Here is a 23,649-nt window from a genome sequence, read left to right as displayed (position 1 = left end):
GCACGCCGCTTGAAGCTCTCCGGGACCACGACAAACTCGGCCTCGCGGCGTAAAAGACACAGAAGCCAGGCGTCCGGAAAACGAAGGGCCCCTCAGCCCAGCGCTTCACACCCGCCCGCCCCGCACTTCGCCCTCGCCCCGCCCCGGCCCGCCCCGCGCCACGTGCCCACCCGACCCGCGATCCGCGATCCGCGATCCGCGCCCAACCCGTCCCACCCGCGGCACGTACCACCCCCGCCCCGCACTCCGCACCCACACCGACCCCACCCGACCCCACCCGACCCCACCACGTACCCGCCCCGGCCCACCACCTACGGACACCGCCCCCACGTACCTGAACACCCACACCCACCCCGCTCCCACCCCCGCCCTACGTCCCCGCCCCGGCCTCCGCGTCGAGGGGCAGTGTGAGGTGGACGCGGAAGCCGCCTTCCGGGCGTTCGCCGGCGGACAGGGTGCCGCCGAGGATCTTGGCTCGCTCGTGCATGCCGATCAGGCCGTGACCGGTGCCCGAGCCGACCCGTGGTCGGGCCGCATCGCGCCGTGGACCGTCGTTGGCGATGCTGACGGACAGCCGGTCCGACAGGTGCCGGATCCGGACGTCGGCACGCGGCGTCCCGGCGTGCTTGACCACGTTCGTCAGTGCCTCCTGGACGATCCGGTAGACGCACAGTTCCAAACCGGGTGACAGGTGCCTCGGTGCGCCCTCCGTGGTCAGGTCGACCGTGACGCCGACCGCGCTCATCCGCTCGGCCAGATCCGCGAGCCGATCCAGCCCCGGCATCGGATCGGCTGCGCCATCGACACCGCCGACACCGCCGTCACCACCGACACCGCCGACACCGCCGACACCATCGATGTCGCCCACACCGTCGGCCCGTTGCCCCTCGCCGCCGCCGTCCTCGTCGAAGTCGACCCGGAGCAGCGACAACAACCGCCGCATCTCGTCCAACGCGTCCCGCCCCGCGTCCCCGATGACGTCAAGGGCGGCGCGCGCCGCGCGAGGGTCGGAGTCGAAGACGTACGAGGCCAGGCCCACCTGCACGGTGATCACCGACATGTGGTGCGCCACCACGTCGTGCAGTTCCCGGGCGATCCGTACCCGCTCGTCGACGATCGCGCGCCGGGCCCGTTCCTCCTGCTCGCGTTCCAGGCGCGCGGTGAGCAGGACCAGTTGGCGGTTGCGCTGCGCGAGTCTGCGCACGGCGTCGCCGATCACCACCGCAACGACCGGGACCAGTACGGCCTGGGCGACTACCAGCGCCGGCCCCAGCCGGCCCCGCATGCCGCTGAAGGCGACGACCGCGGCGACGAACACCGCTCCCATGGCCGCGCTCCGCGGTGGTCGCTGACCGGCCAGGGTCACCAGCGCGATCACCGGCGCCCAGAAGTTCAACGAGGGTTGGTAGCCGGCGGCCAGGTACACGGTGTACATCGACCCCGACGCGATCAGCACCGGTACGGGAGCGCGCCGGCGCAGCGCGAGCGGCAGGCTCAGCGCACAGGTGAGCAGATACGCGGTCGCGTCGAAGCGCACCCAGCCGTCCGGATGGAACTGCTGTCCCGCCACGCATCCGCCCGCGGCCATCGCCACCGCCAGGATCGCGTCGACCATCCACGGGTCCGGGCGCCGGATCAGGGCCCGGACGTGGGCACGTCCGGGCCCCTCCCGGCGCGAGCCGCGCGGCCTATCGCGGAACACTGGGCCTCCGGCTCCGCCGCCTGGTGGGCGGTACCCGTTCGTTCATGTCCTACCGGCGGCGGTCGACGGAAGCCGAGAGGGATCTGCGCAGATCCCGGCGGTCCGAACCGAGCCCCCGTCCCCCGAGTCGCGGCTACGTTCCACCACACGCATCGCGCTTCCGTCTCCCGTCGACCACCCCGCGCCGCCGCCCGGCGTCCTTCGACGTCGACCGGCCGAGACCAACGCTATGAACCCGGCGCCGGTTCGACATTCCCTCGTCGGATGAGAACCGAGTCGAACTCCGGCGGTACATGCCGCGCCGACTCCACCCACCGCGGTATACGGCGCCCGCCGCGCGGCCGGGCCCACCCACCGGCAAGTCGCCGCGCGGATCCGCGAGCGGCTCGTCGCCAGGCGGCACGCCAACCCTCGCCACTCCGCCCGCAGCCGCTCAGCCCCCCAGCCCCCAGCCGCTCAGCCCCCGGCCGCGATCCGTTGCAGCCACCCGTGCGGATGGCTGGTGACCCCGTACAGCTCCAGGTCGCGGCGGGTGGTGAAGGCGCCACCCTGTTCGGTGGCCAGCCAATCGGCGACGGCGGGCAGCACGCCCCCGGGCATGCCGGGCGGGCACAGGTCCGGGTCGTCGACGATGCCGTCCTCGACGACGAAGAACCCGCCCTCCGGGACCAGATGGGCGAAGTTGCGCAGCGCGGCGGTGGTCGTGGCGTATTCGTGCAGGGTGTCCTCGACCACCAGGCAGCGCGCACCGGGCGGGATCAGGTCCGTGACACGGTCGGCAAGCCTCGGGTCGGTGACGTCGCCGGCCACGAGGGTGATCTCCCGTTCGAAGGCCGGGTCGGCGGCACGCAGCAGGCCGGCGGCACGATCCTGATCGAGGTCCACCGAGATCACCCGGATCGCCTCCGGCACACGCCCGTAGCCGGCCTGGGTGCGCAGCCGGTCGCGAAACCACAGGGCCGAGCCGCCCAGGTGGGTGCCCAGTTCCACCACCACCTGCGCGCGTGAGGACCACATCACGTGCTCGAACACGCGCAGGTCCTCGGGAAACTTCTTGATCCGCAGCCCGGCGTACCAATCGCGGACGTGTTGTCGGCCGCGCGCTCGCCGGTATTCCAGAAGCGTCGCCTCGTGGTCGGCGGTGACGGTCGGCGGCAGCTGGGCGACCTCGATGTGATCGGTGATGGTGATCCTCTCCTGTCCCGGTGTCTCGACGGGTCGGGCCGCGGGCGGGCCGCGCACGGCTCGACCCGCTTTCCATTGAAGAGGTGGATCACCGATTCGGGCAGCCTTTTACCGATCGTTTCACCGTAATTGGAGCAGTCGACGCCTCGCCGTTCGGAATCAGTCCGGCAGGATCGAGCGATACCAGTCGATCTTGCCGCGCAGGTGCCCCTGCTGGGTGCGCAGCAGCGCGATCTGCCGTTCGACGGCGGTGTCGTGCTTCTCCAGCAGGGCGATGCGCTCGGCCAGGGATTCCTTGTCCCCCGTGCGCGCCAGTTCGGCGTAGCGGAGCATGTCCGCGATCGGCATGCCGGTGTCCCGCAGACAGCGCAGGATGCCGAGCCACTGGAGGTCGTCCTCGGTGAAACGGCGGTGGCCGCTGGGCGCCCGGCCCACGTCCGCCAGCAGGCCGATGCGTTCGTAGTAGCGCAGGGTGTCCAGGCTGAAACCGGATCGTTCCGCCGTCTCGGCCGGGGTCAGGTAGCGCGTCGCGGTGGTCATGACCGCATTGTGCCCGCAGTCCACACCACCCCGCGCCCCCTTGCGGGCACCCGGTCGGTGTGCCGGCCCCGGATGTCGGTCCGGACCGTGCGCGATTGACCCTGACACCGTGTCAGGCGCTGTGCTGGGTCGCATGATCGCCTACAACGGCTCCGGGCCGTACTGCTACACCCATTGTCTGTGCATGATGCTCGGCTCGTACGCGCCGGCTCCGGCCGTGGTCGAGACCCTCACCGGTTCACCGTTCGGGATGCAACTCGTCGCCGGCGAAACGCCGTTCTTCGACCCGTTCGGCTGGGATCCGGAAATCGGTCTGGACGCCGCGATCGCCGCGCTGGGCTGGACCTGCGAGCGCGAGTGCGGCGGCTCCGCGGACGAGGCGCCGGACCGGTTGCGGGCCGCCTGCGCATGGGGTCCGGTCCTGGCCGGGCCGCTGGACCTGGGACTGCTGACGTATCGGCCCGGCACGCCGGCGGCGGGCGGCGGCGACCACTACGTGGTGGTCCTGGCCGCCGACGAGGACACCGTGCTCCTGCACGATCCGCAGGGGCATCCCTACGCCCGGCTGCCCATCCGGGAGTTCACCACCGCGTGGCGCGGCGCGTCGATCGCCTACCTGGACGCGCCGTACGTGCTGCGCACCCGGTTCACCCGGGTCCGCGAGGTCGCCGCCGCCGATGCGCTGCGCGAGTCGCTGCCCGCCGCCGTGCGCTGGCTCGACGGCCGGCAGGACCTGCCGGTACCGCCGGGCACGCTCGGCGGCGCGGACGCCCTGGCGGCCCTGGCCGACGCGGTCGCGCACGGGCTCGCCCCGGACGTGCGTGCCCTGTTGGCGGCCTTCGGCATCCGGGTCGGCGCCCGCAGGCTGAACGACGCGGCCGTCTGCCTGGCCGAGTCGGGCCTTGCCCGGGCGGCGCGGGTGGCCGCCCGACAGGCCGCTTCGGTCGGAGCGCTGCAATATCCCCTGGTGGTCGAGGACGACGCGGCATTGGCCGCCGGGCTGCGTCGCCTCGCTCCCACTTACGCGGAACTTCGCGGGGAGATCGCGTCCGCGCTGACCGACTGACACCCCGTCAGGATCGGTCGCCGGCGCGCACGTTCCGCGTCGGCGACGGACCGGTCGCGGTCCGTCCCGGGTCGCCCGCTGTGCGTCGTCGCGGGCGGCCCGGGCCACCGTCGAGCCCCCACCGGGTCCCACGTCACGGGGACTTGCTGTAACCCAGCGCCTCGACGATGCGTCCGTCGCGGATCTGCATCAGGTTGACGCCCGCCACCCACGCGGAGTCGGCATGTGCGTCGCCGAACACCTCGTTGACCTCGCCGGCGGCGAAGGACACGTGCCACTTGATCACCGCGCGGTCCCCGAAGACGTACACGTCCTGCGGCTGGAAGCTGGTGCCGGTGTCCGCCGCCAGGTCCTGCCAGAACCCGAGGCAGGCGTCCAGGCCCTCGTACCGCGTGCCCTCGGGCGCCGGTTGCACACTCACCATCACGCAGTCGTCGGCGACCAGACCGACCAGCAGCGCCGGGTCGTGCGTGGTGAACGCGTCGTTGAACCGCGCGATGACCTCGGCGGTCGTCAGGGTGGCGGTGGCCGTGGTGGTGGTGTTCTCCGACATGGCATGGCTCCCGTTGTACTCGCTGTGAACTCGGTGGAACTTCGTGCGCGCTCGCGAACTCCCGGAACACTGTCCGGCCCGGCCCACCCGCGGCCCGACTCCGTGTCGGCCCACTCGCGGCCCGACTCCGTGTCGGCCCACCCGCGGCCCGACTCCGTGTCGGCCCACTCGCGGCCCGGCCTCCGTGCCGGTCGACTCGCGACCCGATGTCCGTACGGCCCGACCTGCGGCCCGAACTCCGCGCCGCCCGACCTGCGGCGGCTCGTGGAAACAATCCTGCGCCCGGCGCACAGTCCGAACAATTCCCTGGAGGGAATGGCCGAGCCCCCGGCGGCGGCGGGGTCGGACCCGGCGGCGTCCGAGGCGCCGAACCTGGGCGCCGCTGCCGCCGGCCCCGTGCGGCGGACCCCGGCCGAGCCGCACCGTCGAACCTCCGCACCGCCCGGCGGCCCGCCCGGCCCTAGAGTGCGCACCCCGGATCCGTGGCCGGGTGCCGGATCAGCGGCAGGTAGACGTCGTCCACGATGTCGAGGACGACCGCGTCCTCGATCGGTGCACCGAACAGCAGAAACTCATTGCGCAGCAGGTCGGTTGCCACCGTGGCACGGCGCGAGGTCGGGATCGTGTCCTCGATCTCGCCGCGCTCGACCGCCCGTTCCAGGATGACCCGGAGCGACGACGGGCCGACCGTGTGGAAGCGCTCGCGGATCAGCCGGGCGAGTTCGGGATCGTGGCCCGTCTCGGCGAGCAGGCCGCGCAGGATGTCGCCGAGCGGACCGGCCAGCTTGGCCGAAATCCGCCGCAGCAGCGTGATCATGTCGGTACGCAACGCCCCGGTGTCGGGCGGGTCGACGTCCGCCACGCCGGGCAACTTGCATGCGTCCACGGCCAGTTCGGCTCGACTGGACCAGCGGCGGTACAGGGTGGCCTTGCCGGTGCGGGCGCGCGCGGCCACCCGCTCCATGGTCAACCCCGCATAGCCCACCTCGACGAGCTCCGCCAGGGTCGCCGTCAGGATGGCGGACTCCAATTCCTCGCCGCGCCGACGCGGCCCCTTGCGGTGGTCGACCGTCTCGTCGACAACAATCCGATCGACTTTGGGTGACAGCGTAACTCCCTTGAGTCATGAAGAGGTCGTTGCGTTCTCTGAACGGGCAGCCTAGCCTCCCAACCAGAGAACTATTCGTTCTCTATGCGATCGGCCCAACCCAACCTCCCGATCACACCTGTCGATCACGCCGATCACGCCGATCACGCCGATCACGCCCAACCATGCCCAATCCGCGCCATGGCTGCGAGGGGATCGATGAACGAGACCGCTGCAAGCTTCCGGACCGGACAAACCCCATCAACCCCAACCTCCACCCCAACGCCGACCTCAGCCCCCACCCCCGCCTTCCCGAGCAACCGCACCTGCCCCTACCGACTCCCCGAGGACTACACCAGGCTGCGCGACGAACCGGGTTCGTTGCACCGGGTGACCCTGTACGACGGCCGTCCCGCCTGGGTGGTGACCAAACACGATGCGGCCCGCAGGCTGCTGGCCGACCCGCGGTTGTCCTCGGACCGCGCGCACGCCGCCTTCCCCTCGACCTCGCCCCGCTTACGGGCGCTACGCGATCGTCCCGCGGGATTCATCAGCCTCGACCCGCCCGAACACGGCCCCCGACGCCGGATGACCATCTCCGAGTTCACCGTCCGGCGGATCAAGGACATGCGCCCGGACGTCGAGCGCATCGTGCACGGCGCGATCGACGACCTGCTGGCCGCCGGTCCACCCGCCGACCTGGTCTCCCGGTTCGCCCTGCCGGTGCCCTCGATGGTGATCTGTCGATTGCTCGGCGTCCCCTACGCGGACCACGACTTCTTCCAGGACGCCAGCCGGCAACTGCTCCAGTCCACCGAAGGGGCCGACGCCCGCGCCGCGCGCGACCGGCTCGAACGCTACCTCGACGGACTGGTCGGCGCGGTCGGGGCGAAACCCGGTCCGGGCCTGCTGTCCACCCTGGTCAGCGAACAACTCGCGACCGGCGCGATCAAGCGGGAGGAACTGGTCTCCACCGCGATCCTGCTGCTCGTCGCCGGCCACGAGACCACCGCGTCGATGACCTCGTTGAGTGTGATCACCCTCCTCGAACACCCGGACCAACACGCCGCGTTGCGCGCCGACCCCACGCTCGTGCCGGGCGCCGTCGAGGAACTGCTGCGCTACCTCGCCATCGCCGACATCGCGGGCGGTCGGTTCGCGACGGCCGACATCGAGATCGACGGGCAGCTCATCCGGGCCGGCGACGGGGTGATCGTCACCAACTCCATTGCCAACCGGGACGGTTCGGTGTTCGAGGATCCGGACACCTTCGACGTGCACCGCTCGGCCCGCCATCACATCGCCTTCGGCTACGGCGTACACCAGTGCCTCGGGCAGAACCTGGCCCGCCTGGAACTCGAGGTGATCCTCACCGCCCTGTTCGAACGCATTCCGACCTTGCGCCTGGCCGTCCCGGTCGAGCGACTGACGCTGCGCCCGGGCACCACCATCCAGGGCGTCAACGAACTCCCGGTCACCTGGTGAGCGCCGCGAAGGCGGCCGGCATGCGCGTCACCGCCGACCGCACGGTGTGCGTGGGCGCCGGTCTGTGCGCCCTGACCGCCCCCGAGGTCTTCGACCAGGACGACGAGGGCCTGGTCACCGTCCTGGTCCCCGGCCCCGCCGCCCCGCTGCACCGGGCCGCCCGCGAGGCCGGCCGACTGTGCCCCTCCGGCGCCATCCGCACCATCGAATAGCCGTCCCCGGGACCGGCCCGCGCGCGGCCGGTCCCGGGCCTACACGGCGACCTCGCGGAACGGGTCGCGGAGGTGTTCGGGCAGCGCCCCGGGCTGCCCGGGCACCTACCGATCGGAGTCGCCATGGCCGCGCACGACCTCTCCCTCAGGGCCATGTTCGCTACGGCGAGGGGGTGTTCGTCGGCTACCGAGGCTACGACGCCGCCCGCCTGGAAGTCGCCTCCCCGTTCGGACACGGCCTGTCCTGCACCACCGGGTCGGCATGTCCTTGACCGCCTGCTCCATGTCGATCGAGCGGTCGTTCAACCACTGCGACCGGATGCCGTCCGCGATCGCGATCAACGACACCGCGAGCGGCTCCGGCGGAATCGCACTCGCGATGGCGCCGTCCCGAATCCGCTGCTCCATCACGTTCGGCACCGACTGCCGCGCCCGCGGATACCGCTCGGCGAAGAACGCGTGCGCCGGATGCTCGGGGTCGCTGCCCGCCGCGGCCATCGACACGTACAGCTCGCTCAGGCCCGCCGCACGCGCGCCCGCCCGGACCGTCTCCAGATGCGGATCGGGCCCCTCGTAGCCCTCCCACAACCGGCGGGTCTCCTCGTCACGGGCCCGGAGCACCCGGGTGAGCAGGTCCTCCTTGGACGCGAAGCAGTGCATCAGGCCGGGCAGGCTCAGGTTGCGGCGCGCCGCGACCTTGCGCAGCGACGTACCCCGGTAGCCCTCCTCCGCGAAGACCTCCAGGGCCACCCGCAGGATCTCGCGCCGCTTCGCCTCGCCCTTCTCGTACGGGCCCGTTACGCCATGCCGCCCACCCTGACACGCGCTCCCGAACGTGCCGGCGCGGCCGGGCCGCGGGCGACGCAGGGCCGCGGCACGTCGGTGGTGGGAGTGACACAAAGGCAGTCGATCGGATGGTGTGCCGGCATACGCCGTTGCGATCGGCGGCGGGGGCTCGTTGATCCGTCATGACCACATCCGCGTCGCTCGACGAGGCATTGGGCACACTCGCCACGGCAATCGAGGACATCCTCGACCTCCTCGCGCCCTCCGCCACACCCGAGCCCGTGCCGGAGCCGGCGCCCGCTCGCCCCCGCACCCACCACGACGGCCTCGGGCAGGCCGTACCGGTACTGCACCTGGATCCCGGAATCGACCCGGACGCCCTCGTCCAGGCCCTCCGACACGCCCTGCAGCAGTAGCCCGCGGACACCGACGTCGCGCCCGTGTCGCGCGAACCCGCGACATTCACAAGGCATTTGACGGCGTCGGCGGACGAACTCTCGACCGTCACCGCCGCAAGCCGCCGACGGCCGCACCGAGGCGCGGAATCCCCGTGCCGAGGCGCCGAGTTCGCAGGCAGCGGCGATGCCCGCACGCCTGCAACCCCCGGTCGCGCACACCCAGCGGCTGCGCCGCGCGTCGCGCACGTGCATCGGCCGCGCGGGGCCGCACCTCGCCCGCCCGGTCAGCCGAATAGCGTCGACGAGGCCGCCGTCTGCCTCGACGGCTCGGGTGCGGGGCATGCGGCCGCGAGCAGGAATGCCACGCCGAAGGCCACGTAGCAGGACGAGCGCAGCAGTTCGAAACCGGTCAGGTGCCATTCCTGACCGGGCAGATGCGGTACGGACCAGACCAGGAAGCTCGGGAAGACGATCAACCCCGCGGACAACAGCGTCTCGCCCCGCCGGTGCGGACCCCGCACTCTCGCCCACAGCAGGATCGCGATCGGCACACACCACACCCAGTGGTGGCTCCAGGAGATCGGACTGGCGAGCAGCCCGGCCACCGCCGCCGCGGGCAGCCCCCACGCGTCCCCGCGCCGACGGTGGGCGAGCACGGCGCACAGCATGCCGAGCACCCCCACCGCGACGATGGTCGCCGTCCCGCCGATGCCGGGGTCGAACAATCGGGTCACCCGGGTGAGCAGTCCGCGCACCGACTGATTGGCGGCGTTCTCCACCCGTCCGACCCGTTCGGGGTCGAACACCAGGTCGGTCCAGAATCGCCGGGTGGCCCCGGGCAGGACCATGGCCGAGAACAGCACGGTCCCGGCGGCGGTGCCGATGGCCGTGAGCGCCTCCCGGCGGCGTCCGGTGAGCAGCAGATAGACGATGAAGACCGCCGGGGTGACCTTGATACCGGCCACCAGTCCCAGACCCACCCCGCGCAGGCGCGCGCCGGCCGGCCGGGTGAAATCCCACAACACCACGGCCAGCACCGCGAGGTTGACCTGCCCGTAGCGCATCGTGGTGAACACCGGCTCGAACCAGATGGCGAAGGTGGTGGCGGCCGGAACCACCCAAGGGCCCAGGCGGCGCCCGTCCGGGTCCACCAGGCGCATCGAGAGCCGGACCACGACCGCCACGAGCAGTAGGTTCGCCGCCACCCCCAGCCCGAGCAGCAGGTCCGCGGGCAGGTAGGTCAGCGGGACGAACAACAGGGCGGCGAACGGCGGATAGGTCGCCCTGAGTCCGTGCGGCGTGTCGAGCGGGCCGTACAGGTCGATCCCGTCGCGCACGGCCAGCCCCTCCACGCGGTAGACCACCAGGTCGACCATCGACGGATGGCTGAGGTGGCGCACGAGCAGGTACACGCCGATCGACGCGGCGCAGGCGAGCGTCCACAGGCACATCCGGCGCGCCTCGGGCGATCCGGCCGGCGCGTCGCCGAGCGGGCCCCGTCGCCGCACGCGGGATCGGCCGCCGAACCCGGTGGGGCGTCTCATGCGACGACGCTAACCCGCGCATCGGCCCGCCCCCGGCGCTTGCGGTGCGGCCATCAAGGTGGTGTCGAGCGCTCGGCCGACACCACCCGTCGGATCGGCGGCCGCTGTCGAACCGCCCGACCGGCTGATCATCGCGAACGGCGTCCGACCACGCCGACGCCCCGATGCTCCGAGGCCCCGAGGCCCCGCGACAGGCACCCTGACACGCCGTCCTGCGGCAAACGGGTGAGGGTCGGCGTCCCCGGGCCGGCCGTGTTGTTCCCTGGTGGGGCACCACCCCCGCGCACGACGTACGGAACACACGCACGCCGAGCGCTCCTTCGCTCCTTCGCTCATCCGCCCAGGAGGCCCCCGTGAGCATCGCCCCCGGCAAGTTGTCCGAACCGGCGGTCGGCGCGTTCGTCGCCGCCGTCAACGCGCGCGACAAGGACGCCTTCACCGCGCTCCTGACCCCCGACGCGACGATGTCCGACGACGGCTCGGACCGCGACCTGCAGGACTGGGCGGATCGGGAGATCTTCTCCTCCAACGGCCACATGGACGTGGTGACCGAATCCGACGGCGGACGCACCCTGATCGTGGGCTACCGCAACGACACGTGGGGCGAGATGCGCACCACCTGGCGCTTCACCGTCACCCCCGACGGGCACATCAGCCGCTTCGAAACGGGCCAGGCGTAGGTCCTCGACCGCAGGGGATGGCGGGGCCGGGCCCGCCGGCGACCCCTTCGACCTGTTCGGCCTGCCGAGCCCCGACGACCGGCCGGAGTAGCGCTGGCGCACACCTCGGGCCGATCGGCCGCGCGCGGTCCCGGCGCATCGGTCGGGACATCCGCGTCGAGGCATCGCTGTCGTGCCATCGGGCCGGCCCGACCGTCGGCCGAGCCCGGGCTGCCCGAGGGAACAGTCCCTTCGCCTCCTCGGCAGGCTGTCCGCCGCGCCTCCGACCGGAGCCCGACGACACCGACCGCGATCCGACGGCGGGTCAACCGAGTTCGCGGAACCAGCGGACCACGGCGGCGGTGCCCAGGCGGTTGGAGTCCGAGTGCGTCACGTCGGGCCCGAAGCGGGTCACCCGGACATCCGTTCCGGAAGCGCGCAACGCGGCCCGACAATGCGCCGTGTTCGCGGGTGCGGCCTCCCGGTCGTCGACCGCCACGTACAACCGCACCGGCACTCGCGGACGCCAGTCGGTGCACACCGAGTCGGTCTCCCGCAGCGCGGCGGCGAACGCGCCGGTGGGTCGCTCCAGGAGGTCCCGACCGGGCCCGGTGAGCAGGCCGTCGATGTTCGCCGGGGTTCCCTCCAGGATCTCTCCGGGCCGGTGCGAGCCGTCCAACAGGCCCTCGATGGTGTCCGCGTAGGGGGACCGGAAGACGTCGGCCGGTCGGTCGTAGACGTGGTGCAACCGGTTGTATGAGACCAGGAGCAGGCTCGCGTAGATCACGCTCGCCTTGTCGTCCAGGTCGCCGCGCAGCAGCGCGGGCAGTTCGGCTCGGCGGAAGTCGTAGGCACCGCTGATCGGGGCGATCGCGCCGACCCGGAACCACGGGTCCGCGCCGGACCGGAGCGCCCGGGCCAGGCCGAGCGCGGCGGAGGCGCCCTGGGAGAACCCGCTCACGTACACCTCCCGGGCCAGGCCGCGCCCCTGCCCGGCGGCGAACCGCCGGGCAGCGCGCAGCAGATCCAGCGAGGCGGTGGTCTCCGACGGGACGTCCATCCACGGATGTGCACCCGGCCCCTCGCCTTGGCCGAGGTAGTCGGGCATCGTGGCGGCGAAGCCGGCCGAGGCCAGGGTCAGCGCCGGCGCGATGCCCCACGTGTCGTCCGCGGTCGACGGCGCGTCGGCCCGATACAGCTCGGTGCCGTGCGTGAACGACACCGCGCGCAGCCGCCGTTCGTCGTTCACCGGGAGTGCGAGCAGGCCGGTGGCGGTGGTGGGTCGACCGGTCGCGTCGATCGTGCGATAGACCAGCCGGTACAGCCGCACGTCGTCGCGGACCGTACCGACGTCCCAGCCGTCGCGCCCGAGTTCGTCCCGAGCCTGCCCGGCGGTCACGGTCCGCAGCGGCACCGCGTTGACGAGCGCGCCGCGATCGCGGCCCTCGTCGGCCGCGGCGGGCGGCGGGGTCGGGGCGTCGGCCCGGGCCGTCGCGGCGACGGGCACGGTGAGCACACCGGCCAGGGCGAGCGCCACCGTGAACCGGCGGGCGATCGCGCCGGCGATGATGGTCGGGGCACCCCGGAGAGGTGCCGTACGGGTGTTCCTGCCTCGGGTCTCGAACCCTCGCGTATCCATGCCTCGACGCTAGGGATCGGGGACGCCGGCCGACATCCGGGCACCGGGGGGACCCGCCTCCGCGCGTCCCGGGTGTCGCCGGTGGGGCACCCCGGGTTGACCCACGCATCGATGTGTGCTGCCTCGCGGCGACCTCGTCGGCCGGCCGACACGCCCTCGATCCGGGAAACTTCCCCCCGCGTTCGGTCCGGCGCTGCTGGAATGGAACCGGACACCGCACGGGACCACGGCGGCGGGCAGCGAATCGGCGCCGCGCGGAGCAGGCGAGGGAGCGACCCATGACGACCGCACATCCGCCACGCCCGTCGTCGACCCCGCCCGCATCGGCGGCCCGCGCCGGCCGGGCCCCCGGCGCGTGGCCCGGGCTGGGTCATCTCCCGCACCTGCTCCGCGCACCGCTGCGCTTCCTCGGCTCGCTGCCCGCACACGGCGATCTGGTGGAGATCCGGCTCGGCCCGCGCCCGGCCTTCGTGCTGTGCCATCCCGAACTCGCCCGGCACGTCATGGCCGACGGTCGCACCTTCGACCGCGTCGGACCGCTCTACGAGGGTTCGCGCGCCGCGCTGGGCAACGGCCTGGCCACGTGTCCGCACGGTGACCATCGGAGGCAACGGCTGATGATGCAGCCCGCGTTCCGCACCGAGCACCTGCCCGGCTACGCCGACGCGATGCGGCGCGAGATCGGCGCCGCGCTGGATCGCTGGCGGCCGGGCCGGGTGGTCGACATGGTCGACGAGATGTTCGCGCTGACCACGACGGTGGCCGTGCGTACCCTCTTCGGCGCCGGTATCGCCGATCGTGACATCGCCGAACTGCGCGACAGCCTGGACACCTTCCTCAAGGGGGTCTACCTGCGCGCCCTGCTGCCCGCCGTCGACTCCCTGCCCACCCCGGGCGCCCGGCGCTACACCCGCGGCCTGGCCACCTGGCGGGCGCACGTGAGGCGGATCATCGCCGCGCGCCGCGCCGCCGACCCCGACGACCGGGATCTGCTCGGCCGGCTGCTCGCCGCCCGCGACGAAGCGGGCGGGGCTATGTCCGAGGCGGAACTGCACGACCAGGTCGCCGTGTTGATCCTGGCCGGCGCCGAGACCACGTCGTCCGCACTGGCTTGGGCACTGCACCTGATCACCACCCACCCCGACGCCGAGGAAGCCCTGCACGCCGAGGCCGACACCGTGCTCGGCGGACGCGCGGCCGGCCAGGACGACCTGCCTCGGCTGCCCTGGACCGGCCGGGTGATCCGCGAAACGCTGCGCCTGTACCCGCCGGCCTGGGTGCTCCCGCGGACCGCCACACGCGAGATCGAGGTGGCGGGCCGCCGACTGGACGCGGGTAGCACACTCGTGTTCAGCCCGTACATCCTGCACCGCCACCCCGGCTTCCACGCCGAGCCGGACCGGTTCCGGCCGGAACGCGAACACGCCGACGGCATCGGGCCGCAGACTTGGTCGCGCAGTTCGTTCGTGCCCTTCGGCAGCGGTCCGCACAAGTGCATCGGCGACACCTTCGCGCTGACCGAGGCCACCCTCGCACTGGCCTCGATCGCGTCCCGCTGGCGCTTGCGGCCGGCCTCCGCCGCCCCGGTCCGCGCCGTCCCACGCAGCGTGCTGACCCCGCGTGCCCTGCCCATGCACCTGATCCGCCGCTGACTCGGCCACACCCGAACTCCCGGACCGGATCCGGATCCACCGCTCAGCCGTGGGCGGCGACGCACTCCCCCACCGGGTCGAACAGCAGCGTCCAGTTGCCCGGCACGCGCCGCACCGCGGAGCCGAGATGGAACCGGACCACCGTCCACTCGTCCGGCCGCGCCGGCGCACCGTGCGCCCGGACCACCTCCAAGGCGTGGTCCAGGGCCTCGACCTGGTCCTCCTCGTCGAACCCCAGTCGCGTGTACGCCTGTTCCACCTCCGCGGGCTTCGACAACGACTCGTCCCACCCGGCGACCGCGTCGAGCAGGTACAGCACATGGCTGCCGGGCAGCGGTAGTTCGGCACGCAGGCGGGCCGTGTCGAACTCCCGGTCCGCGTCCTTTGCCACCAGGTCCGAGCCGTGCACCGCCCACGCCACCAGGTCCGCCCAGTAGTCGGGTTCGTGCCGTCCGTCGGTCTGCCGGATGTGCTCGCTCGCGAACGCGGCCATCGTGTCCGGGTCGTCGATCAGCGGCGAGACGACCATGTCGCTCCGGCCGTCGAAGCCGAAGAAGTAGCGGTGTCCGTCGAGGACGAGCGACTCGATGCCGGCCACGTGGCCGACCCGTCCGGGCAGCGGGTCGAGGTGCTTGGCGGGGTCGGAATTCATGCCGACGACGGTAGCGGGGAGCGCCGATGCAGGTCGTCCAGGGTCGCCAGGTCGGCCGCGGTCAGACGCAGCGCACCGGCGGCCACGTTGGAGACCAGGTGGTCGGGATTGCCGGTGCCCGGGATGGCGAGCACGTGCGGCCCCTGATGCAGGGTCCAGGCCAGCCGCACCTGCACCGCGCTCGCGTCGTGGGCGCGCGCCACTTCGAGAACCTCCGGCGCCTCGGCGCCGACGTTTCCCCTCTCCCGTCCGGTCCCGGCGATCGCGTAGAACGGCACGAACGCGATGCCCTGTTCGCCGCAGTCCCGGACGAACTCGTCCTGATCGGCCCGGATCCCGAGGCCGTACTGGTTCTGTACGCAGACCACCGGTGCGATGGCCCGCGCCTCGGCGAGTTGCTCCGGGTGGATGTTGGAGACGCCCAGGTGCCGAATCAGGCCGGCTTCGCGCAGTTCGGCCAGTGCGCCGAAGCGCTCGGCGATCGAGTCGGTGCCCAGGATCCGCAGGTTCACCACGTCGAGGTGGTCGCGGCCGAGCTGGCGCAGGTTCTCCTCGACCTGGCCGCGCAGTTGGCCGGGCGTGAGCGCGTGCGGTGCCCAGTGGCCCGCCGCGTCGCGGCACGGGCCGACCTTGGTGGCGATCACCAGGTCGTCCGGGTAGGGCGCGAGCGCCCGGTTGATCAGTTCGTTGGCGGAACGCAGCGGGGAGAAGTAGAAGGCGGCGGTATCGATGTGGTTCACCCCGAGGTCGACCGCGCGGCGCAGCACCTCGATCGCCCGGCCCCGATCGCCGGGCACCGCATCGACCGCGAATGCCTTGCCCACCTGGGGCAGGCGCATCGCCCCGAAGCCGATCCGGTTGACCGTCAGGTCGCCGAGCGTCCAAGTACCCGACGCCGCTGCGGTGATCGTCTGTGAAGTCATGTCCGCATGGTCGCGGCGAACTAGGCTGATGGCCATCGATTCAGATATGTGCGAATCCTCGGGAGTGGCATTGCCGGCGGAACTGGCCTTCTCGGCGGGCGATCTGGCCCGGATGCGGTTCGCCGTCTCGCCGATGTGGGAGGTCGGCCCGAGCTTTCGGCTGCTGAGCTCCGGCGTCGCGCATGCGGTGCACCGGCCCTGGATCGAGCAGGTCCGCCCGCGGCTGACGGCCGCCGGGCTGGACCGGGGCCGGCTCGCCGAACTGATCCCGCCGTCGGGCTACGTCCCCGACTTCCTCAACCCGACACCCCCGGGGCCGGCCCCCACCCTGGCGGCGGAGTTGGCCGGGATCGTGGCCGCCCCGGTCGCCGCGGTGCGCCGTGATCTGGACCGGCTGCGACACGAGCGGGGTGGTCTCGGCCCCAGGTCCGAGGCGCTGTACGCCGACCCTCGCGCCCGGCTGGTGCGGGTCGCGGAGGAGATCGAGGTCTATTGGCAGTTGGCGCTCGCGCCGTACTGGGCGCGGATCCGGGAGGTGCTCGACGCCGATGTCTTCCACCGGGCCCGACAGGTCGCCGAGCGCGGCGCGGGTCGAGTCCTCGACGAGCTGCACCCGTCGATCAGTTGGCACGACGACGCGTTGCGGCTGGCCCGCCGCGAACGGACCCTGTCCCGGCGGACGGCGGGCGCGGGGCTGCTGCTGATCCCGTCGGTGTTCACCGGACCGGATCCGTTCACTCGGGTCAACCCGCCGGAGCCACCGCAACTGGCCTATCCGGCCCGGGGCATCGGCGCGTTGTGGACACCACGCCCGGTCACCGGGACCGACGCTCTGGCCGCCGTCCTGGGCCGTTCCCGAACGCTGCTGCTGACCGAACTGCACACCCCGGCCTCGACCACCGAGTTGGCCCACCGGACCGGCCTCTCCCCGGCCGGGGTCTCCCAGCAATTGACCGCCCTGCGCGACGCGGGTCTGGTCACCGCCCACCGGGCGGGCCGCACGGTCCTGTACGCCCGCACCTCGATCGCCGAATCCTTCCTCACCTCGGCGCCCCGCTGATCGCGCGGGCACCTCACCGGCACCCGGCGGCGACCGTGGGTGATCGGTTTGGACCGGGTCGCCGCGCGGGCGGCGGACACGCGGTGATCCACACCACCGGAATCGACCGCCCGGAGGGTGGACGACGGCCGAATTTTGTGCGCCGAGAGGGGCGTGCGAGAGTGGTTCACGGAGCCCGAACAGGCTCCCGGACGAGGCACGCCGTACCCGGTTGAGACAAGACGGTGTCAGGGGGCGTGCCTGTCATGGCCTGGATCGTCCTGCTCATCTCCGGTGTTCTGGAAGCCGTCTGGGCGACGGCGCTCGGCAAGTCCGCCGGATTCAGCAAAATCGTGCCGACCATCGTCTTCGGCGTCGGCTTGACCGCGAGCATGGCGGGCCTGGCGTACGCACTGCGCACCCTGCCGGTCGGCACCGGCTACGCGGTGTGGGTGGGCATCGGTGCCGTGTTGACCGTCACCTACGCGATGCTCTTCGACGGCGAGGCATTCTCCGTCGTCAAGCTGCTCCTGCTGGCCGGCATCGTCGGCAGCGTGGTCGGCCTGAAGATCCTGCACTAGGCGCCCGCGGGCGCGCCCGGCACCCGGTCCTGCGCCGGTCCGCGGCGCCGCCGGGCAGGCGGTCGGGCCTCGCGCCACGGCGACGGTCGGCCGCCGACCCGGCGGGCCGACGCGATCCGGCCCGCCCCGGCCCAACCCGGTCCGATCCGGTTCGGTTCGGTTCGGTCAGTCGATCTGCAGTTCGCCCATCGCACTCCACCCGTTCGCGTCCGGGATCACCGTGCTCACGATCTCGGGCGTGTGCCGGACCAGTGGACGGAACCGCTCCAGGGCCGCCTTGAAGTGGTCGGAGTTCACGTGTGCCGCCGCCGCGTCGTCCCGGAACGCCTCGACCAGCACGTAGGTGTTCGGGTCCTCCAGGCTGCGCGACCACTCGAACCACAGGTTGCCCGGTTCACCCCGGGTGGCCTCGGTGAACGCCGCGGCGTGCTCGGGCCAGTCGTCGGCGTGTTCGGGCTTCACCGGAAACTTCACCACGATGAAAATCATTGGGTAACTCTAGGTCATCACACCTGCCCGGAGGGGCGCACAGGACCGATCCCGACGGTCGCGTCCGCCCCACCGGGCCGACCCGCCCGCACTCACCGGCCGGCCGCCGGCACCGACACCGGCACCGCGACGAGTCGACCGGTGCGCGGGCCGCCCGTCGGGTCGTCCATGCCACGCCATTCGGTGGCGGCGACGAACAACGTCCCGCCGTCGGCGCCGCCGAGCGCACAGGAGAAGCAGCCCCGGTCCGACTCGACCCTGCTCAGCACTTCGCCGCCCTCGCGCACCCGCACACAACACTTGTTCGGCACGTCCGCGTACCAGACGGCGCCCTCGGCATCGACGCAGATTCCGTCCGGAACCCCGTCGCCGAGGTCCGCCCACACCCGGCGCCCCGACAGCCCGCCGTCGGGTGCGATGTCGAATGCGGTGAGCCGGTTGCCGTACGACTCGGCGACGATCAGCGTCGAACCGTCCGCCGTCACCGCCATGCCGTTGGGGAAGACGACGTCCCCGGCCACTCGGCGGGCCGAGCCGTCCGCACCGATCAGCGCGACGAACCCAAGCCGGAACGGCTCGCCCGCCGCCATGTCGAACCCGATCGCGTTGACGTACGCGTGGCCGCGCCCGTGCACCACGATCTCGTTGAAGCCGGTCCCGAGCCCGCGCAGATCCGCGTGGGTGGCCAACGATCCGTCCGCTTCCAGGCTCACCACCCGTGCCTCGGCGGACGAGACGATCAGCAGGCGCCCGTCCGGCAGCCAGTCGATGCACATCGGCATCGACGGAAACGGCACCCCCACCACGACCTCCCCGACGCCGTCGGGCCCGACCGCGACGATCTCCCGGGCACCCCAGTCGCAGAACCACACCCGATCCCGATGCCACCGCACCGACTCGCCGAAGACGATGTCCTCCCGCAGGACGGTCCACTCGGACATGAGCCACGACCCTTCGTCGACCCCGAGGCGCCCACCGCCGCCGACGACGGCGGATCCTTCGCCTCAGGGGTAGACCCGAGCGCACCCGAAAACTCATCGCCGCCGGGTCCCGCACCTCTCGGAGCCACGCCCGGCCCGGCGAACACGCCCGTGGAGCAGCGCACGAAGCCGACCGCCGAGGACCCCGACCCACGCCACGCACACGAGGCACGGCGCCGGATCGGGGCACGGCGGGCCCGGGCGGTGTTCAGCCCGGGCGCTTGGCGAAGATGTACTCGGTACTGCCCGGCGGGTAGTCCGGGGCCGTCCGGCCGGGACCGGCCTCAGTCGCCGTCCACCGCGTACCAGACGGCCGTGTCCGCGGGCAGTACGCCGCCCCCCGGCAGTTCCGCACTGGCCAGCAGCACCGTGCCGTACTCCGGCAACGGCACCGGCTCCGGGCCCGGGTTCACCGCGCAGACCAGCGATCGGCCGCGGCCGAAGACCAGCGTGCCCGCGGGCGCGTCGAGCCAGCGCAGCCCGGCGCCGTCACCCGACTCCGGGTGCGTGCGCCGGATCGCCAGCGCGGAGCGGTACAGCGACAACGTCGACGCCGGGTCGTCCCACTGCGCCTCGACGCTCAGCTCGCGCCACTCGCGTGGCTGCGGCAACCAGGGGGCCGCGCCACCCGGCACACCGAATCCGTACGGGGCCCGCTCGCCCGACCACGGCAGCGGCACGCGGCACCCGTCCCGGCCCCGTTCGGTGTGCCCGGACCGCACCCAGCGCGGGTCCTGGAGCACGTCGTCGGGCAGGTCGAGCACCTCCGGCAGGCCCAGTTCCTCGCCCTGGTACACGTACACCGAGCCGGGCAGCGCCAGCGTCAGGAGCGCGGCGGCCCGGGCCCGTCGCAGGCCGATCGGGCCGCCGCCGTAGCGCGTCACGTGCCGCTGCACGTCGTGGTTGGACAACACCCACGTCGCGGGCGCGCAGACCGCCACCGCGCCGGCCAGCGAGGCATCGATCACCTCGCGCAGCGCATCGGGGGCCCAATCGGTGCCCAGATAGTGGAAGTTGAAGGCCTGATGCAGCTCGTCCGGGCGCACGTAGCGTGCGGTGCGCTCGGGGCCGGGCGTCCAGGCCTCCGCGACGGCTATCCGGGCGCCGGGGTACGAGTCGAGGATCCGCCGCCAGGAGCGGTAGATCTCGTGCACACCCTCCTGGTCGAAGAACGGGAGTTCGGCGCTCCCGAGCAATTCGATGCCCGCACCGGTGCCGATGTCCGGCAGGCCGGGGGCCTTGATCAGGCCGTGCGCCACGTCCACCCGGAACCCGTCCACGCCCAGGTCCAGCCAGAAGCGCAGGATGTCCTCGAACTCGGCCCGGACCTGGGGATGTTCCCAGTTCAGGTCCGGCTGCTCGGGGGCGAACAGGTGCAGATACCAGTCGCCGTCCGGCAGCCGCGTCCAGGCCCGCCCGCCGAATACCGACTCCCAGTCGTTGGGCGGGAGTTCACCATGCTCGCCGCGGCCGGCCCGGAAGTGGTAGCGCTCCCGGGCGGCCGAGCCGGGACCGGCCGCGAGCGCCTCCACGAACCAGGCATGCGCCTCGGACGTGTGGTTGGGCACCACGTCGACGATCACCCGCAGGCCGTGCGCGTGCGCGTCGCGCACCAGCGCGTCGGCGTCCTGCAACGTCCCGAACAGCGGGTCCACGGCCCGGTAGTCGGCCACGTCGTAGCCGTGATCGGCCTGCGGGGAGGCGTAGAACGGGGTGAGCCACACCGCGTCCACACCCAGCGCGCTCAGATAGCGCAACCGGCTGCGGACCCCGGGCAGGTCGCCGACGCCGTCGCCGTTGCCGTCGGCGAAACTGCGCACGTACACCTGATAGATCACCGCATCGCGCCACCAACCGGTGGTCGTACGGGAGTTTGTGGTGGTGACGGTCATCGATGAGCATCTTTCACTGGAATGGGCAATGGACACGAGGACACCGGGCCGGGGGTCGGAGGCGGCACACCTCGCCGCGGGCGGCCGGGCGCGGGCAGGACGTCAGCTCTTCACGGCCCCCGCCGTCAGCCCGCCCACGATGAACCGCTGGAGGAACTGGAACAGCACCAGCACCGGGAGCGCGGCGATCAACACCCCGGCGGCGAACACGCCCCAGTTCCGGCCCACTCCGTACGAGATGAAGTGGTAGAGCCCCACCGCCAGGGTCTGCTTGTCCGGGTCGTTCAGCACCAGACTCGCGATCACGAAGTCGTTGAGCGTCGCGACGAAGGACAGCAGCGCCACCACGGCCAACACCGGCGCCACCAGGGGCAGCACGATCCGGAAGAACACCTGCGCGTGGGATGCGCCGTCGATCCGGGCGGCCTCGTCCAAGTCGCGCGGCACGGTGTCGAAGAACCCCTTCATCAGGTAGGTGTTCACCCCCAGCGCGCCGCCGAGGTAGATCATCACCAGGCCCAGCCGGCTACCCAGGCCGATCGCCGGAAAGACGTCGTCGAACGTGGACAGCAGCAGGAACAGCGCCACGTATGCGAGCAGTTGCGGGAACATCTGGACCAGCAGCAGCGTGGTCAACCCGGCCTTTCGACCCCGGAAGCGGAAGCGGGAGAACGCGTAGCCGGCGCATGCGCCCAGGAACACCGACCCGATCGCGGTGGCCAGGCCGACCGCCATCGAGTTGACGAACCACTTGCCGAAGGGATGCAGCGGGTCGTCGAACAGCTCCCGGTAGTGCGCCCCGGTGGTGTCCGCGAACAGCTCGTTGGAGCCGGTCAGGGTGCCGCTGGGGTTCAACGACGCGGACAGTACGAATACCAGCGGGAAGACCGCGACCAGCACCGCGAGGACGCCGACCACGTGCCGCCATCCGATCCGGACGAACCAGCGAATCATGTCTGCTCCTCGAACGCGCGGCTGCGACGCAGGCCGATGACGGAGATCGCGGCGACCACCACGAAGATCAGGATCGAGACGGCGCAGGCCATGCCGTACTGGCGGTTGCTGCCGCCGAAGGCGAGCTTGTACACGAGCGAGATCAGCAGGTCGGTGGAGCCGACCTCGATCGGGGCGTCGGGGTCCTTGGGCCCGCCGCCGGTGAGCATGTAGATGACGTTGAAGTTGTTGAAGTTGAAGGCGAAGGTCGCGATCAGCATCGGGGTGACGGCGGTGAGCAGCAGCGGCAGCTTGATGTGTCGCAACACCTGCCGTCGCCCGGCCCCGTCGATCCGGGCCGCCTCGGTGACCTCGGTCGGGATCGCCTGGAGCGCGCCGGTACAGATCAGGAACATGTACGGGAAACCGATCCAGACATTGACCGCGAGCACGCTCAGCCGGGCCAACCACGGGTCGGTGAGCCACGGGATGTGCGCGCCGTCCAGCAGCGAGACGTTGACGTAGCCGTAGTCGGTGTTGAGCATGCCCTGCCACACCAGTGCGGCCAGGAAGGCCGGGAAGGCGTAGGGCAGCATGATCAGCGAGCGGTAGATCCGGTGCCCGCGCAGGCGTTTGCCGTTCAGCACGGTCGCCAGTACCAGGCCGATGGCGAACGGCAGCGCGACCGAGATGCCGGCGAAGACGAAGGTCCACACCAGCACGCCCAGGAACGGACCGCGAATGTCCTCGTCGGTCAGGATGCGTTGGAAGTTGTCCAGGCCGACGAAGACCTTCCAGCCCGGACTGAGCCGGGTGCCGTCCGGCGCCGCGAACACGCCCTCCGAGGTGGGCCGGTAGACGACGTGGGTGGCCCGGTCGGTGATCGTGTCCGCGCCGCGGTCGTAGACGAGCGTGGACCGGTAGGCGGCGGCGCTGATCCCGTCGGCGGTGCGCAGGCTGCCGCTGTTCGGGTCGTCCGTCACCGGCACCCGCAATTCGCTGATCTCCTTCTGCCGGCCGGCGATCCCGCTGTACGTCAGCGCATCCCAGCCGGGCGCGGCGACCGCGCGGCCGGCCGCGTCGCGGACGGGTTGCTCGACCGGCTCCAGCGGATGGCCCGCCCAGCCCAGGTGCACGCTGCGGTCGGGTCGGGTCACCAGCAGGCCGACCCGGTCGCCGCGCACGACGACCGAGGCGGGCTGCACCGGCGAGTCGGGGACACGGGCCTCGCTGTGCGCGAGGATCGCCGCGACCGCGTCGGATTTGTCGCTGTTGTGTCCGTCACCGTAGTTGGTGAACGCGGCGACGCCGGTGTACAGCACCACGTACACCTGATAGACGAGCAGCAGCGCGATGCCGGGAGCGAGGTACTTGGCCGGTACGTGCCGCTTGGTGGCGTAGACGACGTTCACCGCGACCGTGCCCACGAGCAGGGCGCCGAACATCCACCACGCGCGGTCCGCGGCCAGGGCGAGCAGCCCGTAGACCGCGAGGGCGTCGACGACGGCGAGCAGGACGATCCGGACGGCGAGGCCGCCGAGTCCGCGGCGGCGCGCCGGGGTCGGCCGGCGCTCATCCGATGAGGCCGGGGGCCGCCGGCCCGGTGGGCTGTGCGGCGGCTGGGTGGGCAGGGTCTGGGTCACGGTGTCTCC

At 72.1% G+C, this 23,649-nt stretch carries 22 protein-coding genes, 1 pseudogene and 1 riboswitch; of the genes and pseudogenes, 8 read left to right on the top strand and 15 right to left on the bottom strand.

Annotated elements, in window-relative coordinates:
• Nucleotides 1–370: 370 nt before the first annotated feature.
• The 3 genes from ACIBM5_RS10110 to ACIBM5_RS10100 form a co-directional block, all read right to left on the bottom strand.
• Nucleotides 371–1,615 carry a sensor histidine kinase gene (locus ACIBM5_RS10110; RefSeq protein ID WP_396006358.1) on the bottom strand — a complete coding sequence of 415 codons (1,245 nt, stop codon included), beginning with the start codon at nt 1,613–1,615 and terminating at the stop codon, nt 371–373.
• 543 nt (nt 1,616–2,158) lie between these two features.
• Complete coding sequence (locus tag ACIBM5_RS10105; protein ID WP_396006356.1) at nt 2,159–2,944, bottom strand: CmcI family methyltransferase; 786 nt, start codon at nt 2,942–2,944, stop codon at nt 2,159–2,161.
• Between the two features lie 102 nt (nt 2,945–3,046).
• Nucleotides 3,047–3,427: a MerR family transcriptional regulator gene (locus ACIBM5_RS10100; protein ID WP_396006355.1), complete on the bottom strand. Its 381-nt coding sequence runs from the start codon at nt 3,425–3,427 to the stop codon at nt 3,047–3,049.
• A 133-nt stretch (nt 3,428–3,560) separates the two neighbouring features.
• Here ACIBM5_RS10100 and ACIBM5_RS10095 point away from each other — a divergent pair, with 133 nt between their 5' ends.
• Complete coding sequence (locus tag ACIBM5_RS10095; RefSeq protein WP_396006389.1) at nt 3,561–4,493, top strand: hypothetical protein; 933 nt, start codon at nt 3,561–3,563, stop codon at nt 4,491–4,493.
• A 133-nt stretch (nt 4,494–4,626) separates the two neighbouring features.
• On the opposite strand, the gene ACIBM5_RS10090 is transcribed toward ACIBM5_RS10095, so the two are convergent.
• Entirely contained in the window at nt 4,627–5,046 is a 420-nt protein-coding gene (locus ACIBM5_RS10090) for a nuclear transport factor 2 family protein (protein ID WP_396006354.1), read from the bottom strand.
• A gap of 460 nt (nt 5,047–5,506) precedes the next feature.
• Nucleotides 5,507–6,076 carry a TetR/AcrR family transcriptional regulator gene (locus ACIBM5_RS10085; RefSeq protein WP_396006353.1) on the bottom strand — a complete coding sequence of 190 codons (570 nt, stop codon included), beginning with the start codon at nt 6,074–6,076 and terminating at the stop codon, nt 5,507–5,509.
• Between the two features lie 276 nt (nt 6,077–6,352).
• Between ACIBM5_RS10085 and ACIBM5_RS10080 the strand changes: the two genes are divergently transcribed.
• Together ACIBM5_RS10080 and ACIBM5_RS10075 are read left to right on the top strand one after the other, a co-directional pair.
• Nucleotides 6,353–7,618 (top strand): cytochrome P450, encoded by a 1,266-nt coding sequence (locus ACIBM5_RS10080; protein WP_396006352.1) that lies wholly within the window; start codon nt 6,353–6,355, stop codon nt 7,616–7,618.
• A gap of 20 nt (nt 7,619–7,638) precedes the next feature.
• Nucleotides 7,639–7,830 carry a ferredoxin gene (locus ACIBM5_RS10075; protein WP_396006388.1) on the top strand — a complete coding sequence of 64 codons (192 nt, stop codon included), beginning with the start codon at nt 7,639–7,641 and terminating at the stop codon, nt 7,828–7,830.
• Between the two features lie 681 nt (nt 7,831–8,511).
• Here ACIBM5_RS10075 and ACIBM5_RS10070 read toward each other — a convergent pair.
• A pseudogene (locus tag ACIBM5_RS10070) lies at nt 8,512–8,580 on the bottom strand (TetR family transcriptional regulator); the annotation flags it as partial.
• A 218-nt stretch (nt 8,581–8,798) separates the two neighbouring features.
• On the opposite strand from ACIBM5_RS10070, the gene ACIBM5_RS10065 reads away from it, so the two are divergent.
• Entirely contained in the window at nt 8,799–9,032 is a 234-nt protein-coding gene (locus tag ACIBM5_RS10065; RefSeq protein WP_396006351.1) for a hypothetical protein, read from the top strand.
• 266 nt (nt 9,033–9,298) lie between these two features.
• On the opposite strand, the gene ACIBM5_RS10060 is transcribed toward ACIBM5_RS10065, so the two are convergent.
• A complete protein-coding gene (locus ACIBM5_RS10060; RefSeq protein ID WP_396006350.1) occupies nt 9,299–10,558 on the bottom strand; it encodes a glycosyltransferase 87 family protein in 1,260 nt (419 codons plus the stop codon).
• Between the two features lie 353 nt (nt 10,559–10,911).
• Here ACIBM5_RS10060 and ACIBM5_RS10055 point away from each other — a divergent pair, with 353 nt between their 5' ends.
• Complete coding sequence (locus ACIBM5_RS10055; protein ID WP_391583800.1) at nt 10,912–11,238, top strand: nuclear transport factor 2 family protein; 327 nt, start codon at nt 10,912–10,914, stop codon at nt 11,236–11,238.
• 304 nt (nt 11,239–11,542) lie between these two features.
• On the opposite strand, the gene ACIBM5_RS10050 is transcribed toward ACIBM5_RS10055, so the two are convergent.
• Nucleotides 11,543–12,856 carry an alpha/beta hydrolase family protein gene (locus ACIBM5_RS10050; RefSeq protein WP_396006349.1) on the bottom strand — a complete coding sequence of 438 codons (1,314 nt, stop codon included), beginning with the start codon at nt 12,854–12,856 and terminating at the stop codon, nt 11,543–11,545.
• 278 nt (nt 12,857–13,134) lie between these two features.
• Between ACIBM5_RS10050 and ACIBM5_RS10045 the strand changes: the two genes are divergently transcribed.
• Nucleotides 13,135–14,508 carry a cytochrome P450 gene (locus ACIBM5_RS10045; RefSeq protein ID WP_396006348.1) on the top strand — a complete coding sequence of 458 codons (1,374 nt, stop codon included), beginning with the start codon at nt 13,135–13,137 and terminating at the stop codon, nt 14,506–14,508.
• 43 nt (nt 14,509–14,551) lie between these two features.
• Here the strand turns inward: ACIBM5_RS10045 and ACIBM5_RS10040 are convergent, their stop codons facing one another.
• Together ACIBM5_RS10040 and ACIBM5_RS10035 are read right to left on the bottom strand one after the other, a co-directional pair.
• Entirely contained in the window at nt 14,552–15,160 is a 609-nt protein-coding gene (locus ACIBM5_RS10040) for a hypothetical protein (RefSeq protein ID WP_396006347.1), read from the bottom strand.
• Nucleotides 15,157–16,083: an oxidoreductase gene (locus ACIBM5_RS10035; protein WP_396006346.1), complete on the bottom strand. Its 927-nt coding sequence runs from the start codon at nt 16,081–16,083 to the stop codon at nt 15,157–15,159. Before ACIBM5_RS10035 ends, ACIBM5_RS10040 begins: the two co-directional genes overlap by 4 nt.
• A gap of 70 nt (nt 16,084–16,153) precedes the next feature.
• Here ACIBM5_RS10035 and ACIBM5_RS10030 point away from each other — a divergent pair, with 70 nt between their 5' ends.
• Both ACIBM5_RS10030 and ACIBM5_RS10025 read left to right on the top strand, forming a co-directional pair.
• Nucleotides 16,154–17,143 (top strand): DUF5937 family protein, encoded by a 990-nt coding sequence (locus ACIBM5_RS10030; RefSeq protein WP_396006386.1) that lies wholly within the window; start codon nt 16,154–16,156, stop codon nt 17,141–17,143.
• 168 nt (nt 17,144–17,311) lie between these two features.
• A riboswitch (guanidine-III (ykkC-III) riboswitch) is annotated at nt 17,312–17,374 on the top strand.
• A gap of 14 nt (nt 17,375–17,388) precedes the next feature.
• Entirely contained in the window at nt 17,389–17,703 is a 315-nt protein-coding gene (locus ACIBM5_RS10025; protein ID WP_396006345.1) for a DMT family transporter, read from the top strand.
• A gap of 165 nt (nt 17,704–17,868) precedes the next feature.
• Here ACIBM5_RS10025 and ACIBM5_RS10020 read toward each other — a convergent pair whose 3' ends face one another.
• From ACIBM5_RS10020 to ACIBM5_RS10000, 5 genes are all read right to left on the bottom strand, one after another.
• Nucleotides 17,869–18,192 (bottom strand): putative quinol monooxygenase, encoded by a 324-nt coding sequence (locus tag ACIBM5_RS10020; protein ID WP_396006344.1) that lies wholly within the window; start codon nt 18,190–18,192, stop codon nt 17,869–17,871.
• A 92-nt stretch (nt 18,193–18,284) separates the two neighbouring features.
• Complete coding sequence (locus ACIBM5_RS10015) at nt 18,285–19,133, bottom strand: SMP-30/gluconolactonase/LRE family protein (protein ID WP_396006343.1); 849 nt, start codon at nt 19,131–19,133, stop codon at nt 18,285–18,287.
• A 323-nt stretch (nt 19,134–19,456) separates the two neighbouring features.
• Nucleotides 19,457–21,064: a glycoside hydrolase family 13 protein gene (locus ACIBM5_RS10010; protein WP_396006342.1), complete on the bottom strand. Its 1,608-nt coding sequence runs from the start codon at nt 21,062–21,064 to the stop codon at nt 19,457–19,459.
• 102 nt (nt 21,065–21,166) lie between these two features.
• Nucleotides 21,167–22,018: a sugar ABC transporter permease gene (locus ACIBM5_RS10005; protein ID WP_396006341.1), complete on the bottom strand. Its 852-nt coding sequence runs from the start codon at nt 22,016–22,018 to the stop codon at nt 21,167–21,169.
• Complete coding sequence (locus ACIBM5_RS10000) at nt 22,015–23,640, bottom strand: ABC transporter permease subunit (protein ID WP_396006340.1); 1,626 nt, start codon at nt 23,638–23,640, stop codon at nt 22,015–22,017. The genes ACIBM5_RS10005 and ACIBM5_RS10000 overlap by 4 nt, the downstream gene beginning before the upstream one ends.
• Between the last annotated feature and the right edge of the window lie 9 nt (nt 23,641–23,649).

Origin of the sequence: Embleya sp. NPDC050493, assembly GCF_044458105.1 — a bacterium.
Classification (GTDB): domain Bacteria; phylum Actinomycetota; class Actinomycetes; order Streptomycetales; family Streptomycetaceae; genus Embleya.
This window is presented reverse-complemented; position numbering and strand designations above follow the sequence as displayed.

Excerpts from the sequence above, each read along its gene's own strand:
- ACIBM5_RS10110 (WP_396006358.1), bottom strand. The coding sequence starts at position 1,615 with ATGGTCGACGCGATCCTGGCGGTGGCGATGGCCGCGGGCGGATGCGTG.
- ACIBM5_RS10100 (WP_396006355.1), bottom strand. The coding sequence starts at position 3,427 with ATGACCACCGCGACGCGCTACCTGACCCCGGCCGAGACGGCGGAACGA.
- ACIBM5_RS10095 (WP_396006389.1), top strand. The coding sequence starts at position 3,561 with ATGATCGCCTACAACGGCTCCGGGCCGTACTGCTACACCCATTGTCTG.
- ACIBM5_RS10090 (WP_396006354.1), bottom strand. The coding sequence starts at position 5,046 with ATGTCGGAGAACACCACCACCACGGCCACCGCCACCCTGACGACCGCC.
- ACIBM5_RS10080 (WP_396006352.1), top strand. The coding sequence starts at position 6,353 with ATGAACGAGACCGCTGCAAGCTTCCGGACCGGACAAACCCCATCAACC.
- ACIBM5_RS10075 (WP_396006388.1), top strand. The coding sequence starts at position 7,639 with ATGCGCGTCACCGCCGACCGCACGGTGTGCGTGGGCGCCGGTCTGTGC.
- ACIBM5_RS10065 (WP_396006351.1), top strand. The coding sequence starts at position 8,799 with ATGACCACATCCGCGTCGCTCGACGAGGCATTGGGCACACTCGCCACG.
- ACIBM5_RS10060 (WP_396006350.1), bottom strand. The coding sequence starts at position 10,558 with ATGAGACGCCCCACCGGGTTCGGCGGCCGATCCCGCGTGCGGCGACGG.
- ACIBM5_RS10050 (WP_396006349.1), bottom strand. The coding sequence starts at position 12,856 with ATGGATACGCGAGGGTTCGAGACCCGAGGCAGGAACACCCGTACGGCA.
- ACIBM5_RS10045 (WP_396006348.1), top strand. The coding sequence starts at position 13,135 with ATGACGACCGCACATCCGCCACGCCCGTCGTCGACCCCGCCCGCATCG.
- ACIBM5_RS10040 (WP_396006347.1), bottom strand. The coding sequence starts at position 15,160 with ATGAATTCCGACCCCGCCAAGCACCTCGACCCGCTGCCCGGACGGGTC.
- ACIBM5_RS10035 (WP_396006346.1), bottom strand. The coding sequence starts at position 16,083 with ATGACTTCACAGACGATCACCGCAGCGGCGTCGGGTACTTGGACGCTC.
- ACIBM5_RS10025 (WP_396006345.1), top strand. The coding sequence starts at position 17,389 with ATGGCCTGGATCGTCCTGCTCATCTCCGGTGTTCTGGAAGCCGTCTGG.
- ACIBM5_RS10020 (WP_396006344.1), bottom strand. The coding sequence starts at position 18,192 with ATGATTTTCATCGTGGTGAAGTTTCCGGTGAAGCCCGAACACGCCGAC.
- ACIBM5_RS10015 (WP_396006343.1), bottom strand. The coding sequence starts at position 19,133 with ATGTCCGAGTGGACCGTCCTGCGGGAGGACATCGTCTTCGGCGAGTCG.
- ACIBM5_RS10010 (WP_396006342.1), bottom strand. The coding sequence starts at position 21,064 with ATGACCGTCACCACCACAAACTCCCGTACGACCACCGGTTGGTGGCGC.
- ACIBM5_RS10005 (WP_396006341.1), bottom strand. The coding sequence starts at position 22,018 with ATGATTCGCTGGTTCGTCCGGATCGGATGGCGGCACGTGGTCGGCGTC.